Raw genomic sequence first — 17,100 nt, 5'->3', positions numbered from 1 at the left:
AGCGGCCTTTTTAGTTAGATCAGATTACTCGTCTTTGGGCGAAGCGTTTTCGACCCGGCTTTTTAACTTCTGCCCGGGTCTGAAGGTCACCACGCGCCGTGCTGTAATGGGAATATCCTCGCCCGTTTTCGGGTTACGTCCCGGGCGTTGATTCTTATCACGCAGATCGAAGTTACCAAAACCAGAGAGTTTCACCTGTTCGCCGTTTTCCAGAGCGCGACGGATCTCTTCGAAAAACAGTTCAACCAGTTCTTTGGCATCCCGCTTGCTAAGCCCAAGCTTATCAAACAGATATTCTGACATTTCAGCTTTTGTAAGCGCCATAGGTTCAATCCCTCAATGATGCCTGGAATCGCTCTTTTAATGCCTCTACACATTTGGCGACGGTAGCGGCAATCTCCTCTTCTTCGAGTGTACGGCTGGTATCTTGCAGGATCAGGCTTATGGCGAGGCTCTTATACCCCTCCGCAACACCCTTACCGCGGTACACGTCAAATAAGTTTACGCCAACTACCTGATTTACGCCAACTTTCTTACATTCGGATAAAATATCCGCTGCGGGAACGTTTTCTGCGACCACCACCGCGATGTCACGACGGTTCGCCGGGAAGCGAGAAATCTCGCGCGCCTGAGGCACCACGCGGTCTGCGAGCTTGTTCCACTCCAGTTCGAACACCAGAGTGCGACCGTTAAGATCCAGTTTACGTTCCAGTTCAGGATGAACAACCCCAACAAAACCAATACGTTCACCTTTCAGATAAATCGCTGCGGATTGCCCCGGATGCAGTGCCGGATTCGCTTCTGCACGGAACTCAACCTCATTCAGTTTACCGGTCAGGTCGAGAACGGATTCAAGATCGCCTTTCAAATCATAGAAATCAACGGTCTCTTTTGCCAGGTTCCAGTGCTCTTCGTAACGGTTACCGCAAATCACACCGGCTAACATCAGATCCTGACGAATGCCCAACGGTGCCTGAGTATCTGGTACGAAACGCAGACCGCTTTCGAAAATGCGCACACGGTTCTGCTGACGGTTCTGGTTGTACACCACGGTTGCCAGCAGGCCAGTCCACAGAGAAAGACGCATTGCTGACATTTCAACAGAGATCGGGCTTGGCAGCAGTAAGGCTTCAACGCCTGGATGGATCATCTGCTGCACTTTCGGATCAACGAAGCTGTAGGTGATCACTTCCTGATAGCCTTTGTCGTTGAGCAGCGTTTTCACGCGCTTGAGCGACAGGTCAGCTTCACGGTGAGTACCCATAATCAGGCTTGCCTGTACCGGCTCATCCGGGATGTTGTTGTAGCCGTAAACACGCGCGACTTCTTCAACCAGATCTTCTTCAATCTCCATATCGAAACGCCAGCTCGGCGCAACTGCCTGCCATTCGTCTTTGCCTTCGGTCACTTCGCAGCCGAGACGACGCAGAATGTCAGTTACCTGCTCATCCGCAATATGATGGCCGATCAGGCGATCCAGTTTGCTACGACGTAGAGTGATGGTTGCACGCTTCGGCAGCGTTGCTTCGTTGGTGATATCAATTACCGGGCCAGCCTCACCACCGCAGATGTCGATCAGCAGACGGGTCGCACGTTCCATCGCTTTGTGCTGCAGTGCCGGATCAACGCCACGCTCATAACGGTGAGACGCATCGGTATGCAGGCCATGACGACGAGCACGACCGGTGATAGACAGCGGGCTAAAGAACGCGCATTCCAGCAGCACGTTTTGTGTTTCGTCATTCACGCCAGAGTGTTCGCCACCGAAGATGCCGCCCATCGCCAGCGCCTTGTTGTGGTCGGCGATGACCAGAGTGTCAGCATTCAGCTTCGCTTCAGTACCGTCGAGCAGCACCAGCGTTTCGCCCTCTTTCGCCATCCGCACCACAATGCCGCCTTCAATGCGATCTTTATCGAAAGCGTGCATCGGCTGGCCCAGTTCGAGCAGCACATAGTTGGTGACGTCAACAACTGCATCGATAGAACGGATCCCGCAACGACGCAGTTTTTCTTTCATCCACAGCGGAGTTGGCGCTTTAACGTTAATGCCTTTTACCACACGGCCAAGATAACGCGGGCAGGCTTCCGGCGCTTCGACTGTAATCGGCAGCGTGTCGTCGATGGTCGCACCAACCGGAACGATTTCCGGTTGAACCAGCGGCAGCTGGTTCAGCACGGCAACGTCACGCGCAACACCAATGATGCCTAAGCAGTCGGCACGGTTTGGCGTCACGCTGATTTCGATGGTGTTGTCATCAAGTTTCAGGTATTCACGGATATCGGTGCCAATCGGCGCATCCGCAGGCAGTTCGATAATGCCGCTGTGATCGTCAGAAATGCCCAGTTCAGAGAAGGAGCACAGCATCCCTTCAGACGGTTCGCCACGCAGTTTCGCCGCTTTAATTTTGAAATCACCCGGCAGAACAGCACCAATGGTCGCTACCGCTACACGCAGGCCCTGACGGCAGTTTGGCGCACCGCAGACGATGTCCAGCAGGCGATCGCCGCCGACATTCACTTTTGTCACACGCAGTTTGTCAGCGTTCGGATGCTGCGCACACTCAACCACTTCACCAACGACCACGCCGTGGAAGCTGCCGGCAACCGGTTCTACACCGTCAACTTCCAGGCCCGCCATAGTGATTTGATTTGCCAGCGCATCGCTATCAATCGCCGGGTTCACCCATTCGCGTAACCACAGTTCACTGAATTTCATAATCTATTCCTGCCTTATTTAAACTGTTTGAGGAAACGCAGATCGTTTTCGAAGAATGAACGCAGGTCGGTGACGCCGTAACGCAACATAGTCAGACGCTCCATCCCCATCCCGAAGGCGAAACCAGAGTAAACTTCCGGGTCGATGCCAACGTTACGCAACACGTTCGGATGCACCATCCCGCAGCCCAGCACTTCCAGCCATTTACCGTTTTTACCCATGACGTCCACTTCTGCAGAAGGTTCGGTAAACGGGAAGTAGGAAGGACGGAAGCGAATCTGCAAATCTTCCTCAAAGAAGTTACGCAGGAAGTCGTGCAGCGTGCCTTTCAGGTTGGTAAAGCTGATGTTGGTATCAACAATCAGACCTTCCATCTGATGGAACATCGGCGTGTGAGTCTGGTCGTAGTCGTTACGATAAACACGGCCAGGCGCGATGATACGAATCGGTGGCTGCTGGGCTTTCATGGTGCGGATCTGTACGCCAGAGGTCTGGGTACGCAGCAGGCGGGTAGTGTCAAACCAGAAAGTGTCGTGGTCAGCGCGCGCCGGGTGGTGACCAGGAATGTTCAGAGCATCGAAGTTATGATAATCGTCTTCGATTTCCGGCCCGGTTGCCACGGTAAAGCCAAGCTCACCGAAGAAACTTTCGATACGGTCGATGGTACGGGTAACCGGATGCAGACCGCCGTTTTCAATGCGACGACCTGGCAGAGAGACATCAATCGTTTCCGCCGCCAGACGCGCATTCAGTGCAGCGCTTTCCAGTTCCGCTTTACGCGCATTCAGCGCCTGCTGAACCTGCTCTTTCGCTTCGTTGATAACCGCACCAGCTGCCGGACGCTCTTCTGGCGGCAGCTCACGCAGGGTCGTCATCTGAAGGGTTAAGTGCCCTTTTTTACCCAAATATTCGACGCGCACATTATCTAACGCGGCAACATCTGACGCCTGGCTAATGGCCGCCTTCGCACTGGCAACCAGTTCTGCGAGATGTGACATGGTTTTCCTCATTGTGTCAGTGGTGACACTGGTTCGTTGGACTTAGAGCCTATCCCATCAGGCTATTTTACTTGCCATTTTGGTCCCGGGCTGTGCTCGAAATTCTCACGTACTTAAATACGCTCCGGTTTCTCCGCGCTGGCCGTGTCCAGTCTGGCTGCGACAATTACACCTGATGAGACAGGCTTTTTATTTTTCAAAACGCGCATACAAAAAAAGCCTCCACTGGGAGGCTTTCAGGCGCTGTTTTCCGTTTCTCTTCTCACGCGCTAGCCTCCTGGATTCAGGTGCTAAAGTAAAAAAAGAAGCGGAAAATAGCAGCATTCATTGCTTGCGTTACCTTTTGGTACTCTTCAAAAGACCTTTATTGAAAAGGCTACGGCGATAAAAGTCAATGTTTTGATGGCGTTGAAACGAAAAGAGGGAGACTAGCTCCCTCTTTCAACTGGCTTATGCCAGAGCTGCTTTCGCTTTTTCAACCAGAGCGGTGAACGCTACTTTGTCGAATACTGCGATATCAGCCAGGATCTTACGGTCGATTTCAACAGAGGCTTTTTTCAGGCCATTGATGAATTTGCTGTAAGAAATACCGTTCTGACGTGCTGCTGCGTTGATACGCGCAATCCACAGTTGACGGAACTGACGCTTACGTTGACGACGGTCACGGTAAGCATACTGACCAGCTTTGATAACAGCCTGGAAGGCAACGCGGTATACGCGAGAACGCGCACCGTAGTAGCCTTTAGCTTGTTTCAAAATTTTCTTGTGACGTGCACGTGCAATAACACCACGTTTTACGCGAGCCATATGTGCTCTCCTGTATCTATATTCTAATTAAAAAGTTAAAAACGTTAACGGCTTATGCGTACGGCAGGCACGCGATTACCAGGCCCAGATCGCCTTTGGAAACCATGGCTTTCGGACGCAGGTGACGTTTACGTTTGGTCGCTTTTTTGGTCAGAATGTGACGCAGGTTAGCGTGCTTGTGCTTAAAACCACCTTTACCGGTTTTTTTGAAGCGCTTAGCAGCACCGCGTACGGTCTTAATTTTTGGCATTTTAATAACTTCCACTTCGCATTGTTAATAAACGAAACAAAGGCGAACAAAGCCTGTGAAGCCCGAAGGCTCCACAGACAGTGCTACTTGAAGGCCTTACTGTTTCTTCTTAGGAGCGAGCACCATGATCATCTGGCGGCCTTCGATCTTCGTTGGGAAGGATTCGACCACTGCCAGTTCTTGCAAATCGTCTTTCACGCGATTAAGCACTTCCATACCGATTTGCTGGTGCGCCATCTCACGACCGCGGAAACGCAGCGTGATTTTGGCTTTATCACCCTCTTCGAGAAAGCGAATCAGGCTGCGGAGTTTTACCTGATAGTCGCCTTCATCTGTACCAGGACGGAATTTAATTTCCTTAACCTGGATAACTTTTTGCTTTTTCTTCTGTTCCTTAGAAGACTTGCTCTTTTCATAGAGGAATTTGCCGTAATCCATTATACGACAAACCGGCGGCTCGGCGTTAGGGCTGATCTCGACTAAGTCTACTCCGGCTTCTTCTGCTTTCTCCAGAGCTTCTCTCAGACTCACAATACCAAGCTGCTCGCCTTCCAGACCTGTTAAGCGAACTTCCTGGGCGCGAATTTCGCCATTGATACGGTTAGGGCGCGCCGTTTGAACTCGTTTTCCGCCTTTAATACCTTATTCCTCCAATTGTTTAAGACTGCGGCTGCGAATCTCTTGTTGCAGCTTCTCGATCACTTCATTTACGTCCATGCTTCCCAGGTCTTTACCACGGCGGGTGCGAACGGCAACTTTGCCTGATTCCACCTCTTTATCACCACAGACCAGCATATATGGGACGCGACGCAAAGTGTGCTCGCGGATTTTAAAGCCAATCTTCTCATTTCTCAAGTCTGCTTTAACACGAATGCCCGCATTTGATAGTTTTTGCGTCAATTCGTTAACGTATTCAGACTGTGAATCGGTAATATTCATGATAACAACCTGAACCGGCGCAAGCCAGGTCGGGAAGAAACCAGCGAACTCTTCGGTCAGGATACCGATGAAACGTTCCATCGACCCCAGAATTGCGCGGTGAATCATTACCGGTACTTTACGTTCATTGTCTTCGCCTACATAAGAAGCGCTCAGACGAGACGGCAAAGAGAAGTCCAGCTGTACTGTACCGCACTGCCATGCACGATCGAGGCAGTCATACAGGGTAAATTCAATTTTCGGACCGTAGAAAGCGCCTTCACCCAGTTGATATTCAAACGGGATGTTGTTTTCTTCCAGCGCAACCGCCAGGTCCGCCTCAGCACGATCCCACATTTCGTCGCTGCCAATACGTTTTTCAGGACGAGTGGAGAGTTTGACGACGATCTTCTCGAAGCCAAAAGTGCTGTACATATCATAGACTAAACGGATACATCCGTTAACTTCATCGCGAATTTGTTCTTCAGTACAGAAGATATGCGCGTCATCCTGGGTAAATCCACGCACGCGCATCAGGCCATGCAGCGAACCTGACGGCTCGTTACGGTGGCAGCTACCAAACTCGGCCATACGCAGCGGCAGATCGCGATAAGACTTCAGCCCCTGGTTGAAAATTTGTACGTGACCCGGGCAGTTCATCGGCTTAATGCAGTATTCACGGTTCTCAGAAGATGTGGTGAACATTGCATCTTTGTAGTTGTCCCAGTGACCGGTTTTTTCCCACAGGACACGGTCCATCATGAACGGACCTTTAACTTCCTGATACTGGTACTCTTTCAGTTTAGAACGAACAAACACTTCCAGTTCACGGAAGATGGTCCAGCCGTCGTTGTGCCAGAATACCATACCCGGCGCTTCTTCCTGCATATGGTACAGGTCGAGCTGTTTACCGATTTTACGGTGGTCGCGTTTCGCGGCTTCTTCCAGGCGCTGCAGGTAAGCGTTAAGTGCTTTTTTGTCTGCCCACGCCGTACCGTAAATACGTTGCAACATTTTGTTGTTGCTGTCGCCACGCCAGTAAGCCCCTGCCGTTTTCATTAGTTTGAAATGATGGCAGAAACGCATGTTCGGTACGTGCGGACCGCGGCACATATCGACATATTCTTCATGGAAGTACAGACCTGGCTTGTCATCATGGGCGATGTTTTCGTCAAGAATGGAGACTTTGTAGCTCTCCCCACGGTTGGCGAAAGTTTCACGCGCTTCGTGCCAGCTGACTTTCTTCTTAATGACGTCGTAGTTTTTCTCAGCAAGCTCATGCATCCGCTTCTCGAGTGCTTCGACATCTTCCTGGGTTAACGTGCGGTCAAGATCAACGTCGTAATAAAAACCGTTGTCAATAACCGGGCCGATTGCCATTTTGGTATGCGGCCAAAGTTGTTTAATCGCGTGCCCTAACAGGTGCGCACAGGAGTGACGAATGATCTCCAGACCTTCTTCGTCTTTGGCGGTAATGATCGACAGTTGTGCGTCGTTTTCAATCAGATCGCAAGCATCAACCAGTTCGCCATTAACGCGCCCTGCGATACAGGCTTTCGCCAGACCTGGACCAATGTCCAGCGCAACATCCATGGGGCTTACAGCGTGATCGTAATGGCGTTGGCTGCCATCAGGAAGAGTTATAACAGGCATTTTATATCCTTATTTGCAGTGGTGACCCACACGAAAGATCACATACAAAGAAAAATTTGTTTATTAACAGTTCATTGCGAAACCATCTAGCCAACAAATGCTAAATTGGTTCGCAATCAGGTACACAAATGAAAGACATTAACCTCTCACCTTCCACCCGGTTGAGCGATGTTAACACTAAAAAAAGGGAGATTGTACCTTTCCGTTTCACATTGATTCGATTCGCAATTCGTTTGTAGTGAGTACACCAGCAAAACGCTTAAAGAACAACTGATAACATCACGGTGCGTCTGAAAGGTTTACTGCGAGCGGATTTACAGCAGCATAAACTGAATCCAGCAAAGTTCGTTGCGTGATTTGGCGGTAGTATTTTAAACGCTCATGAGATTAATGACGAAGTGGTCATATCACAATGATAAAAGTGACACAATTCTTATAACAATTTTTCGTGCACATTTCGTTCTGGCGATAATAATTAATCATCATCCTCAAAACCTCCAGATATATATAAGGCGAACAGATTATGAGTCAAAACGATATCATTATCAGAACTCATTATAAGTCTCCTCATAGATTGCACATCGATAGCGACATACCAACACCTTCATCAGAGCCTATTAATCAATTTGCGCGCCAGCTCATCACCCTACTTGATACCTCTGACTTAAGTTCGATGCTGTCATACTGTGTTACTCAGGAATTTACCGCAAACTGTCGAAAAATATCACAAAATTGTTATTCCACTGCCCTTTTTACCATTAACTTTGCCACTTCACCCATCCATACAGAAAATATACTCATTACATTACACTATAAAAAAGAAATCATTTCCTTATTACTGGAAACCACGCCTATTAAAGCTAACCATTTGCGAAGCATACTGGATTATATTGAACAGGAACAGTTAACTGCTGAAGATCGTAACCATTGTATGAAACTGTCTAAAAAAATCCATAGAGAAAAAAACTATACACCCAACAGTAAATCTCAATGGTAGTGCATGTTTTTTGCAATCTCCTTCTGACGCTATTTTTTGTCGCCATCTGTCATTGCAATACGCCCTTGATTCATTGAGAAATGGAAAAGGCAAAGTCAACCTGATTAAACATTACTCCTCCGTTGAATCCATACAGCAGCATGTCCCCTTAGTCCGGGACGCGGAGTTCAGAGCATTACTTCGCCATCCTCCTGCAGGGAGTCGCGTTATCGCGAGTAAGGATTTTGGCTTCGCTTTAGATATTTTCTTTTGTCGAATGATGGCAAACAATGTCAGTCATATGTCCGCGATTTTATATATAGACAATCATACTTTGTCAGTAAGGCTACGAATAAAGCAGTCAGTGTATGGACAATTAAATTATGTTGTGTCCGTTTACGACCCGAACGATACCAACGTTGCCGTCAGAGACACCCACAGGACAGCACGGGGCTTTCTTTCGCTTGATAAGTTCATCAGTTCAGGTCCCGATGCTCAGACCTGGGCTGATAGATATGTTCGCAACTGTGCAATTGCTATTCTGCCCCTATTACCTGTGGGAGTTCCAGGGGCTATTTTCGCGGGTATTGCATCACGAATGCCATTTGCCCCTATACATCCATCGGCAATGTTGTTAATAATGGCTACAGGCCAGTCTCAACAGCTTATTACATTATTCAAACAGTTGCCCATACTCCCTGAAAAAGAAATCATTGAAATAATAACTGCGCAGAATAGCGTTGGTACACCTGCTTTATTTTTGGCTATGATGAACGGACATACTGACAACGTGAAAATATTTATGCAAGAAATTCAGTCACTGGTAGATAATCACATCATTCATGAAGATAATCTGGTTAAATTACTGCAAACTAAAAGTGCTAACGAAACACCTGGACTTTATATCTCCATGTTGTATGGATTCGATGAAATAATCGATATCTTTCTGAATGCATTAACCACTCCAATAGCACAAGAGCTTTTAAACAAAAAACTGGTGATGAGTATTTTAGCCATGAAAATACATGATGGTGAGCCAGGATTATACGCCGCAATGGAAAATAATCACCCTTTGTGTGTCACACGGTTCCTCTCTAAAATTAATGGCATCGCCTTTAAATACAAGTTGAGCAAAGCTAACATCATGGATTTATTAAAAGGAGCTACAGCACAGGGAACCCCTGCATTATACATCGCCATGAGCAAGGGTAATGAAGACGTCGTGTTATCTTATATATCGACGCTGGGTGCTTTTGCAAAAAAACATTCTTTTAGTCAACATCAGTTATTTACACTATTGGCCGCTAAAAATCATGACAACATGTCAGCTGTTCATATAGCCATTCATCATAAGCATTATAAAACTGTAGAAACATATTATGCTGCTATTAATGCAATCAGCCAAAGCCTGAGTTTTAGTGCTGATGAAATAAAGACGTATTTATAACCAGCTATTTACGATATATATCGATACATAATTTTATTTTTTTCATAAAACGCAGAAACAGTGACCATGTGCACAACGCCACCCGACGGCTGTAATAACAAAAAATCCCTTGATGCCTGTCCCTTTTGTTACACTCCGTTATCACGCACAAGAGATATGCAGGACACTGGTATGCCGACTAAACGCTTTGATAAAAAACACTGGAAGATGGTGGTGGTGCTACTGGCAATCTGTGGCGCTATGTTGTTGCTACGTTGGGCAGCAATGATTTGGGGCTGAGCAGTGACAAACGAAGACAGCCAGACCGCATAACACGGTCCGGCAGATAATTTTACATGCTGTAGCCCAGCGATAAGGTTGTCCGACGGTCGGTATGTTCCGGTGCAGACTCTGGAGGTTCAGAGTTCCATGTGACGTTGTAAGCCACCTTCAGTCCAAAATGTTCATTAATAGCAACATTTAATGCGCTTTCGGAGTTCAGCGTTGTGTCTTCCGCGCCAAAGACCGAAACACCCTGCGTAAATTTAGCGTTGTCAGTCAACTGCCATGCATAAGCCCCGGAGGCATAGCCCAGCGGCTGGGTTTCACTGGCATTGTCGGTATATTTGTCGTAACGCACACCTGGACCGAATTCAAAGCGGAAACTGTGTACCGGGCCATTCAAAAACTGACGACCATAACCCGCGGTCAACACATCGCGCTCTCGATAGCCGTTATAACGGTCTGTCAGCCAGCTTGCCTGACCAAATAAATAGTCATAATCAGTTAAATTAAAACGGCTACGCCCGCCCGCCGCATATTTTTCTGAAGAACGCTCATCATTAGAAGAAGTATTACTGGCGTTCCCCCACAGCGACCAGGCAGTGGTGTGTCCATACCAGGTCATGGTGGTGTCAGCCGTAAGTGAGGAGCTTTTCGTATTGCCTGATTGTGCAAGATATCCTGCGTTCAGATTACCTTCGAAAGGTTTTTTAGCGCTGGCAGGATCATCCATGACAGTAAAAACGGAATCATCGGCAGCTGCATTCAGTGACGCAAACATGCCCCCCGCCAACATAACGATGGCAGGAACTGTCTTCAAAAGCTTCATTTATCAAGAGTCCGTACAACAAAAAAAGAGACCATCGCGGTCCCGGAAACTTTCTTAAGGATCAAAGATTAGCGTCCCTGGAAAGGTAACGAATTATAAAAAGGCGCGAATAACTTAGCAATGTATTCTTATTTCATTTTTTGAATAAGCATGTGGCGAAAACAGATTTTTATTTATATATATTTATCTGCAAAATTTTAAATAAAGCTCCAATAAATCATATTGTTAATTTCTTCACTTTCCGCTGATTCGGTGCCAGACTGAAATCAGCCTATAGGAGGAAATGATGGTACGTATCTATACGTTGACACTTGCGCCCTCTCTCGATAGCGCAACAATTACCCCGCAAATTTATCCCGAAGGAAAACTGCGCTGTACCGCACCGGTGTTCGAACCCGGGGGCGGCGGCATCAACGTCGCCCGCGCCATTGCCCATCTTGGAGGCAGTGCCACAGCGATCTTCCCGGCGGGTGGCGCGACCGGCGAACACCTGGTTTCACTGTTGGCGGATGAAAATGTCCCCGTCGCTACTGTAGAAGCCAAAGACTGGACCCGGCAGAATTTACACGTACATGTGGAAGCAAGCGGTGAGCAGTATCGTTTTGTTATGCCAGGCGCGGCATTAAATGAAGATGAGTTTCGCCAGCTTGAAGAGCAAGTTCTGGAAATTGAATCCGGGGCCATCCTGGTCATAAGCGGAAGCCTGCCGCCAGGTGTGAAGCTGGAAAAATTAACCCAACTGATTTCCGCTGCGCAAAAACAAGGGATCCGCTGCATCGTCGACAGTTCTGGCGAAGCGTTAAGTGCAGCACTGGCAATTGGTAACATCGAGTTGGTTAAGCCTAACCAAAAAGAACTCAGTGCGCTGGTGAATCGCGAACTCACCCAGCCGGACGATGTCCGCAAAGCCGCGCAGGAAATCGTTAATAGCGGCAAGGCCAAACGGGTTGTCGTTTCCCTGGGTCCACAAGGAGCGCTGGGTGTTGATAGTGAAAACTGTATTCAGGTGGTGCCACCACCGGTGAAAAGCCAGAGTACCGTTGGCGCTGGTGACAGCATGGTCGGCGCGATGACACTGAAACTGGCAGAAAATGCCTCTCTTGAAGAGATGGTTCGTTTTGGCGTAGCTGCGGGGAGTGCAGCCACACTCAATCAGGGAACACGTCTGTGCTCCCATGACGATACGCAAAAAATTTACGCTTACCTTTCCCGCTAACAAAAACATTCCCCCAGCATTGGGGGAATCATCACCAACCTGTCGGCAACGCGTTTCTCCGACTATGCTCAAAAGTCATGTGATAACAAAGGGGTGAACTATGGCCAGTGGCGATCTTGTCCGTTATGTCATAACCGTCATGTTGCATGAGGATACATTGACTGAAATTAACGAGTTGAATAATTACCTGACTCGCGACGGTTTTTTGCTCACTATGACGGATGATGAGGGAAATATCCATGAGCTGGGAACTAACACTTTTGGACTTATCAGTACCCAAAGTGAAGAAGAAATTAGAGAACTGGTTTCGGGGCTTACCCAAAGTGCAACCGGCAAAGATCCTGAAATCACCATCACGACCTGGGAGGAATGGAATAGCAACAGAAAATAAATGGTTTTTGGGCAATAATCAGTCTGTGGTGTGCGTTAGCTCGTGTTTTTACACCGCATTCTTGCGCTAACCTTATGATCTGGCAGACAACATGGGAGAGACATCATGTGGCAGGCAATCAGTCGTCTTTTGAGCGAGCAGTTAGGTGAAGGCGAAATCGAACTGCGTAATGAACTGCCTGGCGGAGAAGTCCATGCCGCATGGCATTTGCGCTATGCAGGACATGATTTTTTCGTCAAATGTGATGAAAGGGAACTGCTTCCCGGTTTTACCGCCGAAGCCGACCAACTGGAGTTACTGTCGCGTAGTAAAACCGTCACCGTGCCTAAGGTTTGGGCAGTTGGCGCTGACCGTGACTACAGTTTTCTGGTGATGGATTATCTCCCACCTCGTCCGCTGGATGCGCATAGCGCATTTATTCTTGGTCAGCAAATTGCGCGTTTACATCAATGGAGCGACCAACCACAATTTGGCCTTGATTTCGATAACGCGCTCTCCACAACTCCACAGCCCAACACCTGGCAACGTCGCTGGTCAACGTTTTTTGCTGAACAACGGATTGGCTGGCAGTTGGAACTGGCTGCAGAAAAAGGGATCGCTTTCGGCAATATCGACGCCATCGTCGAGCATATTCAGCAGCGTCTGGCCTCACATCAACCGCAGCCTTCTCTGTTGCACGGCGATTTATGGTCCGGCAACTGTGCACTGGGTCCGGATGGCCCGTACATTTTCGACCCGGCCTGCTACTGGGGTGACCGAGAGTGCGACCTGGCGATGTTACCGCTGCATACTGAACAGCCGCCACAAATCTATGACGGCTATCAGTCAGTATCCCCGCTACCTGCCGATTTCCTTGAACGTCAACCGGTTTACCAACTCTACACGCTGTTAAATCGTGCAAGGTTATTTGGCGGTCAGCATTTGGTTATTGCTCAGCAGTCATTGGATAGATTATTAGCAGCATGATATGGGTTGAGGATAATGGCCGCTCCGTGCGGCCTTTTGATTAAATAAACCCAAGCAGAGAAAAGAACACATAACCTGCAGCAATACAAATAACCGGCAGGATATACAGTGAGAAAAACTGCAGGAAAATAGTATGGTGCGGAACAACAATACGGGACTCAATTTGTTCACGCGTTAGCCCCTCTTCCCCTTTGGCTTTTTCCAGAATGAGTTGATCTTCAACACCTTCCCGCAAGAAGCGCGCCTGGCGACTCATCCGGGCACCGGAATCCTGCAACGCCAGTCCGACAAAAATCAGGATGAAAATCACCCAGAACATAACGTTCACGCCACCATTAAAATTGGGCGTCGGGGAGTTATACCAGAATAGATTCAAAAAAGGCGTATTCGCCTGCATCATATCGATCATGACATGAGTAAAGTCGAGCATGACCGCATTAATGCCTTCCTTGTTTTCCTGCCGGGTATTCATAAATTTCAGCAAAGAAATCAATGTAGAGATCAATGCAGGTATAAAAATCACCCAACCCAAAATCCTTTTCAAAACAGCAATGCGTCCAGCTTGTTGATACGTCATGAGTTCTCCTTGATTAAGACGCGTCGTTTCACTTAGTTTACCTGTAGATATCTGTTTTCGCCCATTCTTTAAAGGCGATATGATAGGCGCTTAATCATAAGCACGGCTTAATACCTTACACATAATGCTCTAAAGGAGAGGTTGTAATGTCAACCCCGCGTCAGATTCTTGCTGCAATTTTTGATATGGATGGATTACTTATCGACTCAGAACCTTTATGGGATCGAGCCGAACTGGATGTGATGGCAAGCCTGGGGGTGGATATCTCCCGTCGTAACGAGCTGCCGGACACCTTAGGTTTACGCATCGATATGGTGGTCGATCTTTGGTACGCCCGGCAACCGTGGAATGGGCCAAGCCGTCAGGAAGTAGTAGAACGGGTTATTGCCCGTGCCATTTCACTGGTTGAAGAGACACGTCCATTATTACCAGGCGTGCGCGAAGCCGTTGCGTTATGCAAAGAACAAGGTTTATTGGTGGGACTGGCCTCCGCGTCACCACTACATATGCTGGAAAAAGTGTTGACCATGTTTGACTTACGCGACAGTTTCGATGCCCTCGCCTCGGCCGAAAAACTGCCTTACAGCAAGCCGCATCCGCAAGTATATCTCGACTGCGCAGCAAAACTGGGCGTTGACCCTCTGACCTGCGTAGCGCTGGAAGATTCGGTAAATGGCATGATCGCCTCTAAAGCAGCCCGCATGCGTTCCATCGTCGTTCCTGCGCCAGAAGCGCAAAATGATCCACGTTTTGTATTAGCAGACGTCAAACTTTCATCGCTGACAGAACTCACCGCAAAAGACCTTCTCGGTTAATGACCAGGGGCAGTGATCTCGCTGCCCCTGGTTCTTTATCTGAAATTGCATTCAACTGACGGATTAATCGTCAATTTAAGAGAAAGAGTTACACCGTCACCACTTCCGTGCACTGTATAAAAATCCTATACTGTACGTATCGACAGTTTAGTGAGTTTTATCATGACGGCGGAAGGTCACCTTCTCTTTTCTATTGCTTGTGCGGTATTTGCCAAAAATGCCGAGCTGACGCCCGTGCTGGCACAGGGTGACTGGTGGCATATTGTCCCTTCCGCAATCCTGACGTGTTTGTTACCGGACATCGATCACCCAAAGTCGTTTCTTGGGCAGCGATTAAAATGGATATCAAAACCGATCGCCCGCGCTTTTGGGCATCGTGGTTTTACCCACAGTCTGCTGGCGGTATTTGCGCTGCTGGCAACCTTTTACCTTAAGGTTCCGGAAGGCTGGTTCATTCCGGCTGATGCGCTACAAGGAATGGTGCTGGGTTATTTGAGCCACATACTTGCCGATATGCTGACACCCGCCGGTGTTCCCCTGCTCTGGCCATGCCGCTGGCGTTTCCGCTTGCCTATCCTGGTTCCCCAAAAGGGCAACCAACTGGAACGTTTTATCTGCATGGCATTATTTGTCTGGTCGGTATGGATGCCCCATTCATTACCCGAGAACAGCGCTGTTCGTTGGTCATCGCAAATGATCAATACCTTGCAGATCCAGTTTCATCGGCTTATTAAGCATCAGGTTGAATACTAAAAAGGCAAAAATCACCTTTCTGGAATAAGCAATTCCATTTGAATATAAGAGCCAGCTCACAGTTCTGTTAATCTTGCGCCAACACTATGACTGCTACGCAGTGATAGAAATAATAAGATCAGGAGAACGGGGATGAACTTTCCATTAATTGCGAACATCGTGGTGTTCGTTGTACTGCTGTTTGCGCTGGCTCAGACCCGCCATAAACAGTGGAGTCTGGCGAAAAAAGTGCTGGTGGGTCTGGTGATGGGTGTGGTTTTTGGCCTTGCCCTGCATACCATTTATGGTTCTGACAGCCAGGTACTTAAAGATTCTGTACAGTGGTTTAACATCGTTGGTAACGGCTATGTTCAACTGCTGCAAATGATCGTTATGCCGTTAGTCTTCGCCTCTATTCTGAGCGCGGTTGCCCGTCTGCATAACGCATCTCAGTTAGGCAAAATCAGTTTTCTGACCATCGGTACGCTTTTGTTTACCACGCTGATTGCGGCGCTGGTCGGTGTGCTGGTCACCAACCTGTTTGGTTTGACGGCTGAAGGTCTGGTTCAGGGTGGTGCAGAAACTGCACGTCTGAACGCCATTGAAAGTAACTATGTTGGTAAAGTCTCTGATCTGAGCGTTCCGCAGCTGGTCTTGTCCTTTATCCCGAAAAACCCGTTTGCCGATCTTACCGGAGCCAATCCGACGTCAATTATCAGCGTGGTAATTTTTGCCGCATTCCTCGGCGTAGCTGCATTGAAACTGCTGAAGGATGATGCGCCGAAAGGTGAACGCGTCTTAGCCGCTATCGATACCCTACAAAGCTGGGTGATGAAACTGGTTCGCCTGGTCATGCAGTTGACCCCTTACGGCGTTCTGGCTCTAATGACCAAAGTGGTTGCAGGTTCTAACTTGCAAGACATCATCAAACTGGGAAGTTTCGTTGTCGCGTCCTACCTCGGTCTGCTGATTATGTTTGCAGTGCATGGCATTCTGCTGGGCATTAATGGCGTGAGTCCGCTGAAGTACTTCCGTAAGGTATGGCCTGTGCTGACGTTTGCCTTTACCAGCCGTTCCAGTGCTGCGTCTATCCCACTGAATGTGGAAGCACAAACGCGTCGTCTGGGCGTTCCTGAATCCATCGCCAGTTTCGCCGCCTCTTTCGGTGCAACCATTGGTCAGAACGGCTGCGCCGGTTTGTATCCGGCAATGCTGGCGGTGATGGTTGCGCCTACGGTTGGCATTAACCCGCTGGACCCGATGTGGATTGCGACGCTGGTCGGTATTGTTACCGTTAGTTCCGCAGGCGTTGCCGGTGTCGGTGGTGGTGCAACTTTCGCCGCACTGATTGTACTGCCTGCGATGGGCCTGCCAGTAACCCTGGTGGCGCTGTTAATCTCCGTTGAACCGCTTATCGACATGGGCCGTACGGCGTTAAACGTTAGTGGCTCGATGACAGCTGGCACGCTGACCAGCCAGTGGCTGAAGCAAACCGATAAAGCCATTCTGGATAGCGAAGACGACGCCGAACTGGCACACCATTAATTC

General features: G+C 48.6%; 17 protein-coding genes, 1 pseudogene and 1 other annotated feature. Of the genes and pseudogenes, 8 read left to right on the top strand and 10 right to left on the bottom strand.

All coding sequences use genetic code 11. The annotated features are described in order from the left end of the window. Positions 1–24: 24 nt before the first annotated feature. From ihfA to thrS, 8 genes are all read right to left on the bottom strand, one after another. Entirely contained in the window at positions 25–324 is a 300-nt protein-coding gene (ihfA, locus tag KXD89_RS10015; protein ID WP_001229265.1) for an integration host factor subunit alpha, read from the bottom strand. A 4-nt stretch (positions 325–328) separates the two neighbouring features. Then, positions 329–2,716 (bottom strand): phenylalanine--tRNA ligase subunit beta, encoded by a 2,388-nt coding sequence (pheT, locus tag KXD89_RS10010; protein ID WP_000672380.1) that lies wholly within the window; start codon positions 2,714–2,716, stop codon positions 329–331. Between the two features lie 14 nt (positions 2,717–2,730). Continuing rightward, positions 2,731–3,714: a phenylalanine--tRNA ligase subunit alpha gene (pheS, locus tag KXD89_RS10005; RefSeq protein WP_000018596.1), complete on the bottom strand. Its 984-nt coding sequence runs from the start codon at positions 3,712–3,714 to the stop codon at positions 2,731–2,733. A 209-nt stretch (positions 3,715–3,923) separates the two neighbouring features. Further along, positions 3,924–4,048: a sequence feature (Phe leader region), on the bottom strand. Beyond that, a complete protein-coding gene (pheM, locus tag KXD89_RS10000; RefSeq protein ID WP_001386830.1) occupies positions 3,998–4,042 on the bottom strand; it encodes a pheST operon leader peptide PheM in 45 nt (14 codons plus the stop codon). (Overlaps the previous feature by 45 nt.) 116 nt (positions 4,049–4,164) lie before the next feature. Further along, complete coding sequence (rplT, locus tag KXD89_RS09995) at positions 4,165–4,521, bottom strand: 50S ribosomal protein L20 (protein WP_000124850.1); 357 nt, start codon at positions 4,519–4,521, stop codon at positions 4,165–4,167. Positions 4,522–4,573: 52 nt separating this feature from the next. Beyond that, a complete protein-coding gene (gene rpmI / locus KXD89_RS09990; RefSeq protein ID WP_001124225.1) occupies positions 4,574–4,771 on the bottom strand; it encodes a 50S ribosomal protein L35 in 198 nt (65 codons plus the stop codon). Between the two features lie 96 nt (positions 4,772–4,867). Then, complete coding sequence (gene infC / locus KXD89_RS09985) at positions 4,868–5,410, bottom strand: translation initiation factor IF-3 (protein ID WP_001700733.1); 543 nt, start codon at positions 5,408–5,410, stop codon at positions 4,868–4,870. A 3-nt stretch (positions 5,411–5,413) separates the two neighbouring features. After that, a complete protein-coding gene (gene thrS / locus KXD89_RS09980) occupies positions 5,414–7,342 on the bottom strand; it encodes a threonine--tRNA ligase (RefSeq protein ID WP_001144202.1) in 1,929 nt (642 codons plus the stop codon). A gap of 523 nt (positions 7,343–7,865) precedes the next feature. Here thrS and espL1 point away from each other — a divergent pair. Further along, positions 7,866–9,765: pseudogene (espL1, locus tag KXD89_RS09975) on the top strand (type III secretion system effector EspL1). Positions 9,766–9,936: 171 nt separating this feature from the next. Continuing rightward, on the top strand, positions 9,937–10,044 hold the full coding sequence (yniD, locus tag KXD89_RS09970; RefSeq protein ID WP_001142445.1) for a small membrane protein YniD: 108 nt from the start codon (positions 9,937–9,939) through the stop codon (positions 10,042–10,044). Positions 10,045–10,096: 52 nt separating this feature from the next. On the opposite strand, the gene KXD89_RS09965 is transcribed toward yniD, so the two are convergent. Further along, positions 10,097–10,855, bottom strand: a complete 759-nt coding sequence (locus tag KXD89_RS09965; RefSeq protein WP_000771391.1) for a YdiY family protein — start codon at positions 10,853–10,855, stop codon at positions 10,097–10,099. Positions 10,856–11,141: 286 nt separating this feature from the next. Between KXD89_RS09965 and pfkB the strand changes: the two genes are divergently transcribed. From pfkB to KXD89_RS09950, 3 genes are all read left to right on the top strand, one after another. Next, positions 11,142–12,071: a 6-phosphofructokinase II gene (pfkB, locus tag KXD89_RS09960; protein ID WP_000251727.1), complete on the top strand. Its 930-nt coding sequence runs from the start codon at positions 11,142–11,144 to the stop codon at positions 12,069–12,071. A 100-nt stretch (positions 12,072–12,171) separates the two neighbouring features. Then, positions 12,172–12,462, top strand: coding sequence for a type V toxin-antitoxin system endoribonuclease antitoxin GhoS (ghoS, locus tag KXD89_RS09955; protein ID WP_000146159.1), 291 nt, complete (start codon positions 12,172–12,174; stop codon positions 12,460–12,462). A gap of 105 nt (positions 12,463–12,567) precedes the next feature. Then, entirely contained in the window at positions 12,568–13,428 is an 861-nt protein-coding gene (locus KXD89_RS09950) for a fructosamine kinase family protein (RefSeq protein WP_000267650.1), read from the top strand. Between the two features lie 40 nt (positions 13,429–13,468). Here the strand turns inward: KXD89_RS09950 and KXD89_RS09945 are convergent, their stop codons facing one another. Then, positions 13,469–14,005: a YniB family protein gene (locus tag KXD89_RS09945; protein ID WP_000222163.1), complete on the bottom strand. Its 537-nt coding sequence runs from the start codon at positions 14,003–14,005 to the stop codon at positions 13,469–13,471. A gap of 146 nt (positions 14,006–14,151) precedes the next feature. Between KXD89_RS09945 and hxpB the strand changes: the two genes are divergently transcribed. The 3 genes from hxpB (at position 14,152) to tcyP (ending at position 17,097) form a co-directional block, all read left to right on the top strand. Then, complete coding sequence (gene hxpB / locus KXD89_RS09940; RefSeq protein ID WP_000106833.1) at positions 14,152–14,820, top strand: hexitol phosphatase HxpB; 669 nt, start codon at positions 14,152–14,154, stop codon at positions 14,818–14,820. Between the two features lie 162 nt (positions 14,821–14,982). Further along, entirely contained in the window at positions 14,983–15,573 is a 591-nt protein-coding gene (locus tag KXD89_RS09935; RefSeq protein ID WP_001297653.1) for a metal-dependent hydrolase, read from the top strand. Positions 15,574–15,705: 132 nt separating this feature from the next. Next, complete coding sequence (tcyP, locus tag KXD89_RS09930) at positions 15,706–17,097, top strand: cystine/sulfocysteine:cation symporter (protein ID WP_001010696.1); 1,392 nt, start codon at positions 15,706–15,708, stop codon at positions 17,095–17,097. Positions 17,098–17,100 lie beyond the last annotated feature (3 nt).

Source organism: Escherichia sp. TC-EC600-tetX4 (genome assembly GCF_019356055.1).
Taxonomy (GTDB): domain Bacteria; phylum Pseudomonadota; class Gammaproteobacteria; order Enterobacterales; family Enterobacteriaceae.
Note: the sequence above shows the minus strand (reverse complement) of the source record. Positions and strands in the feature narration are given on the sequence as shown.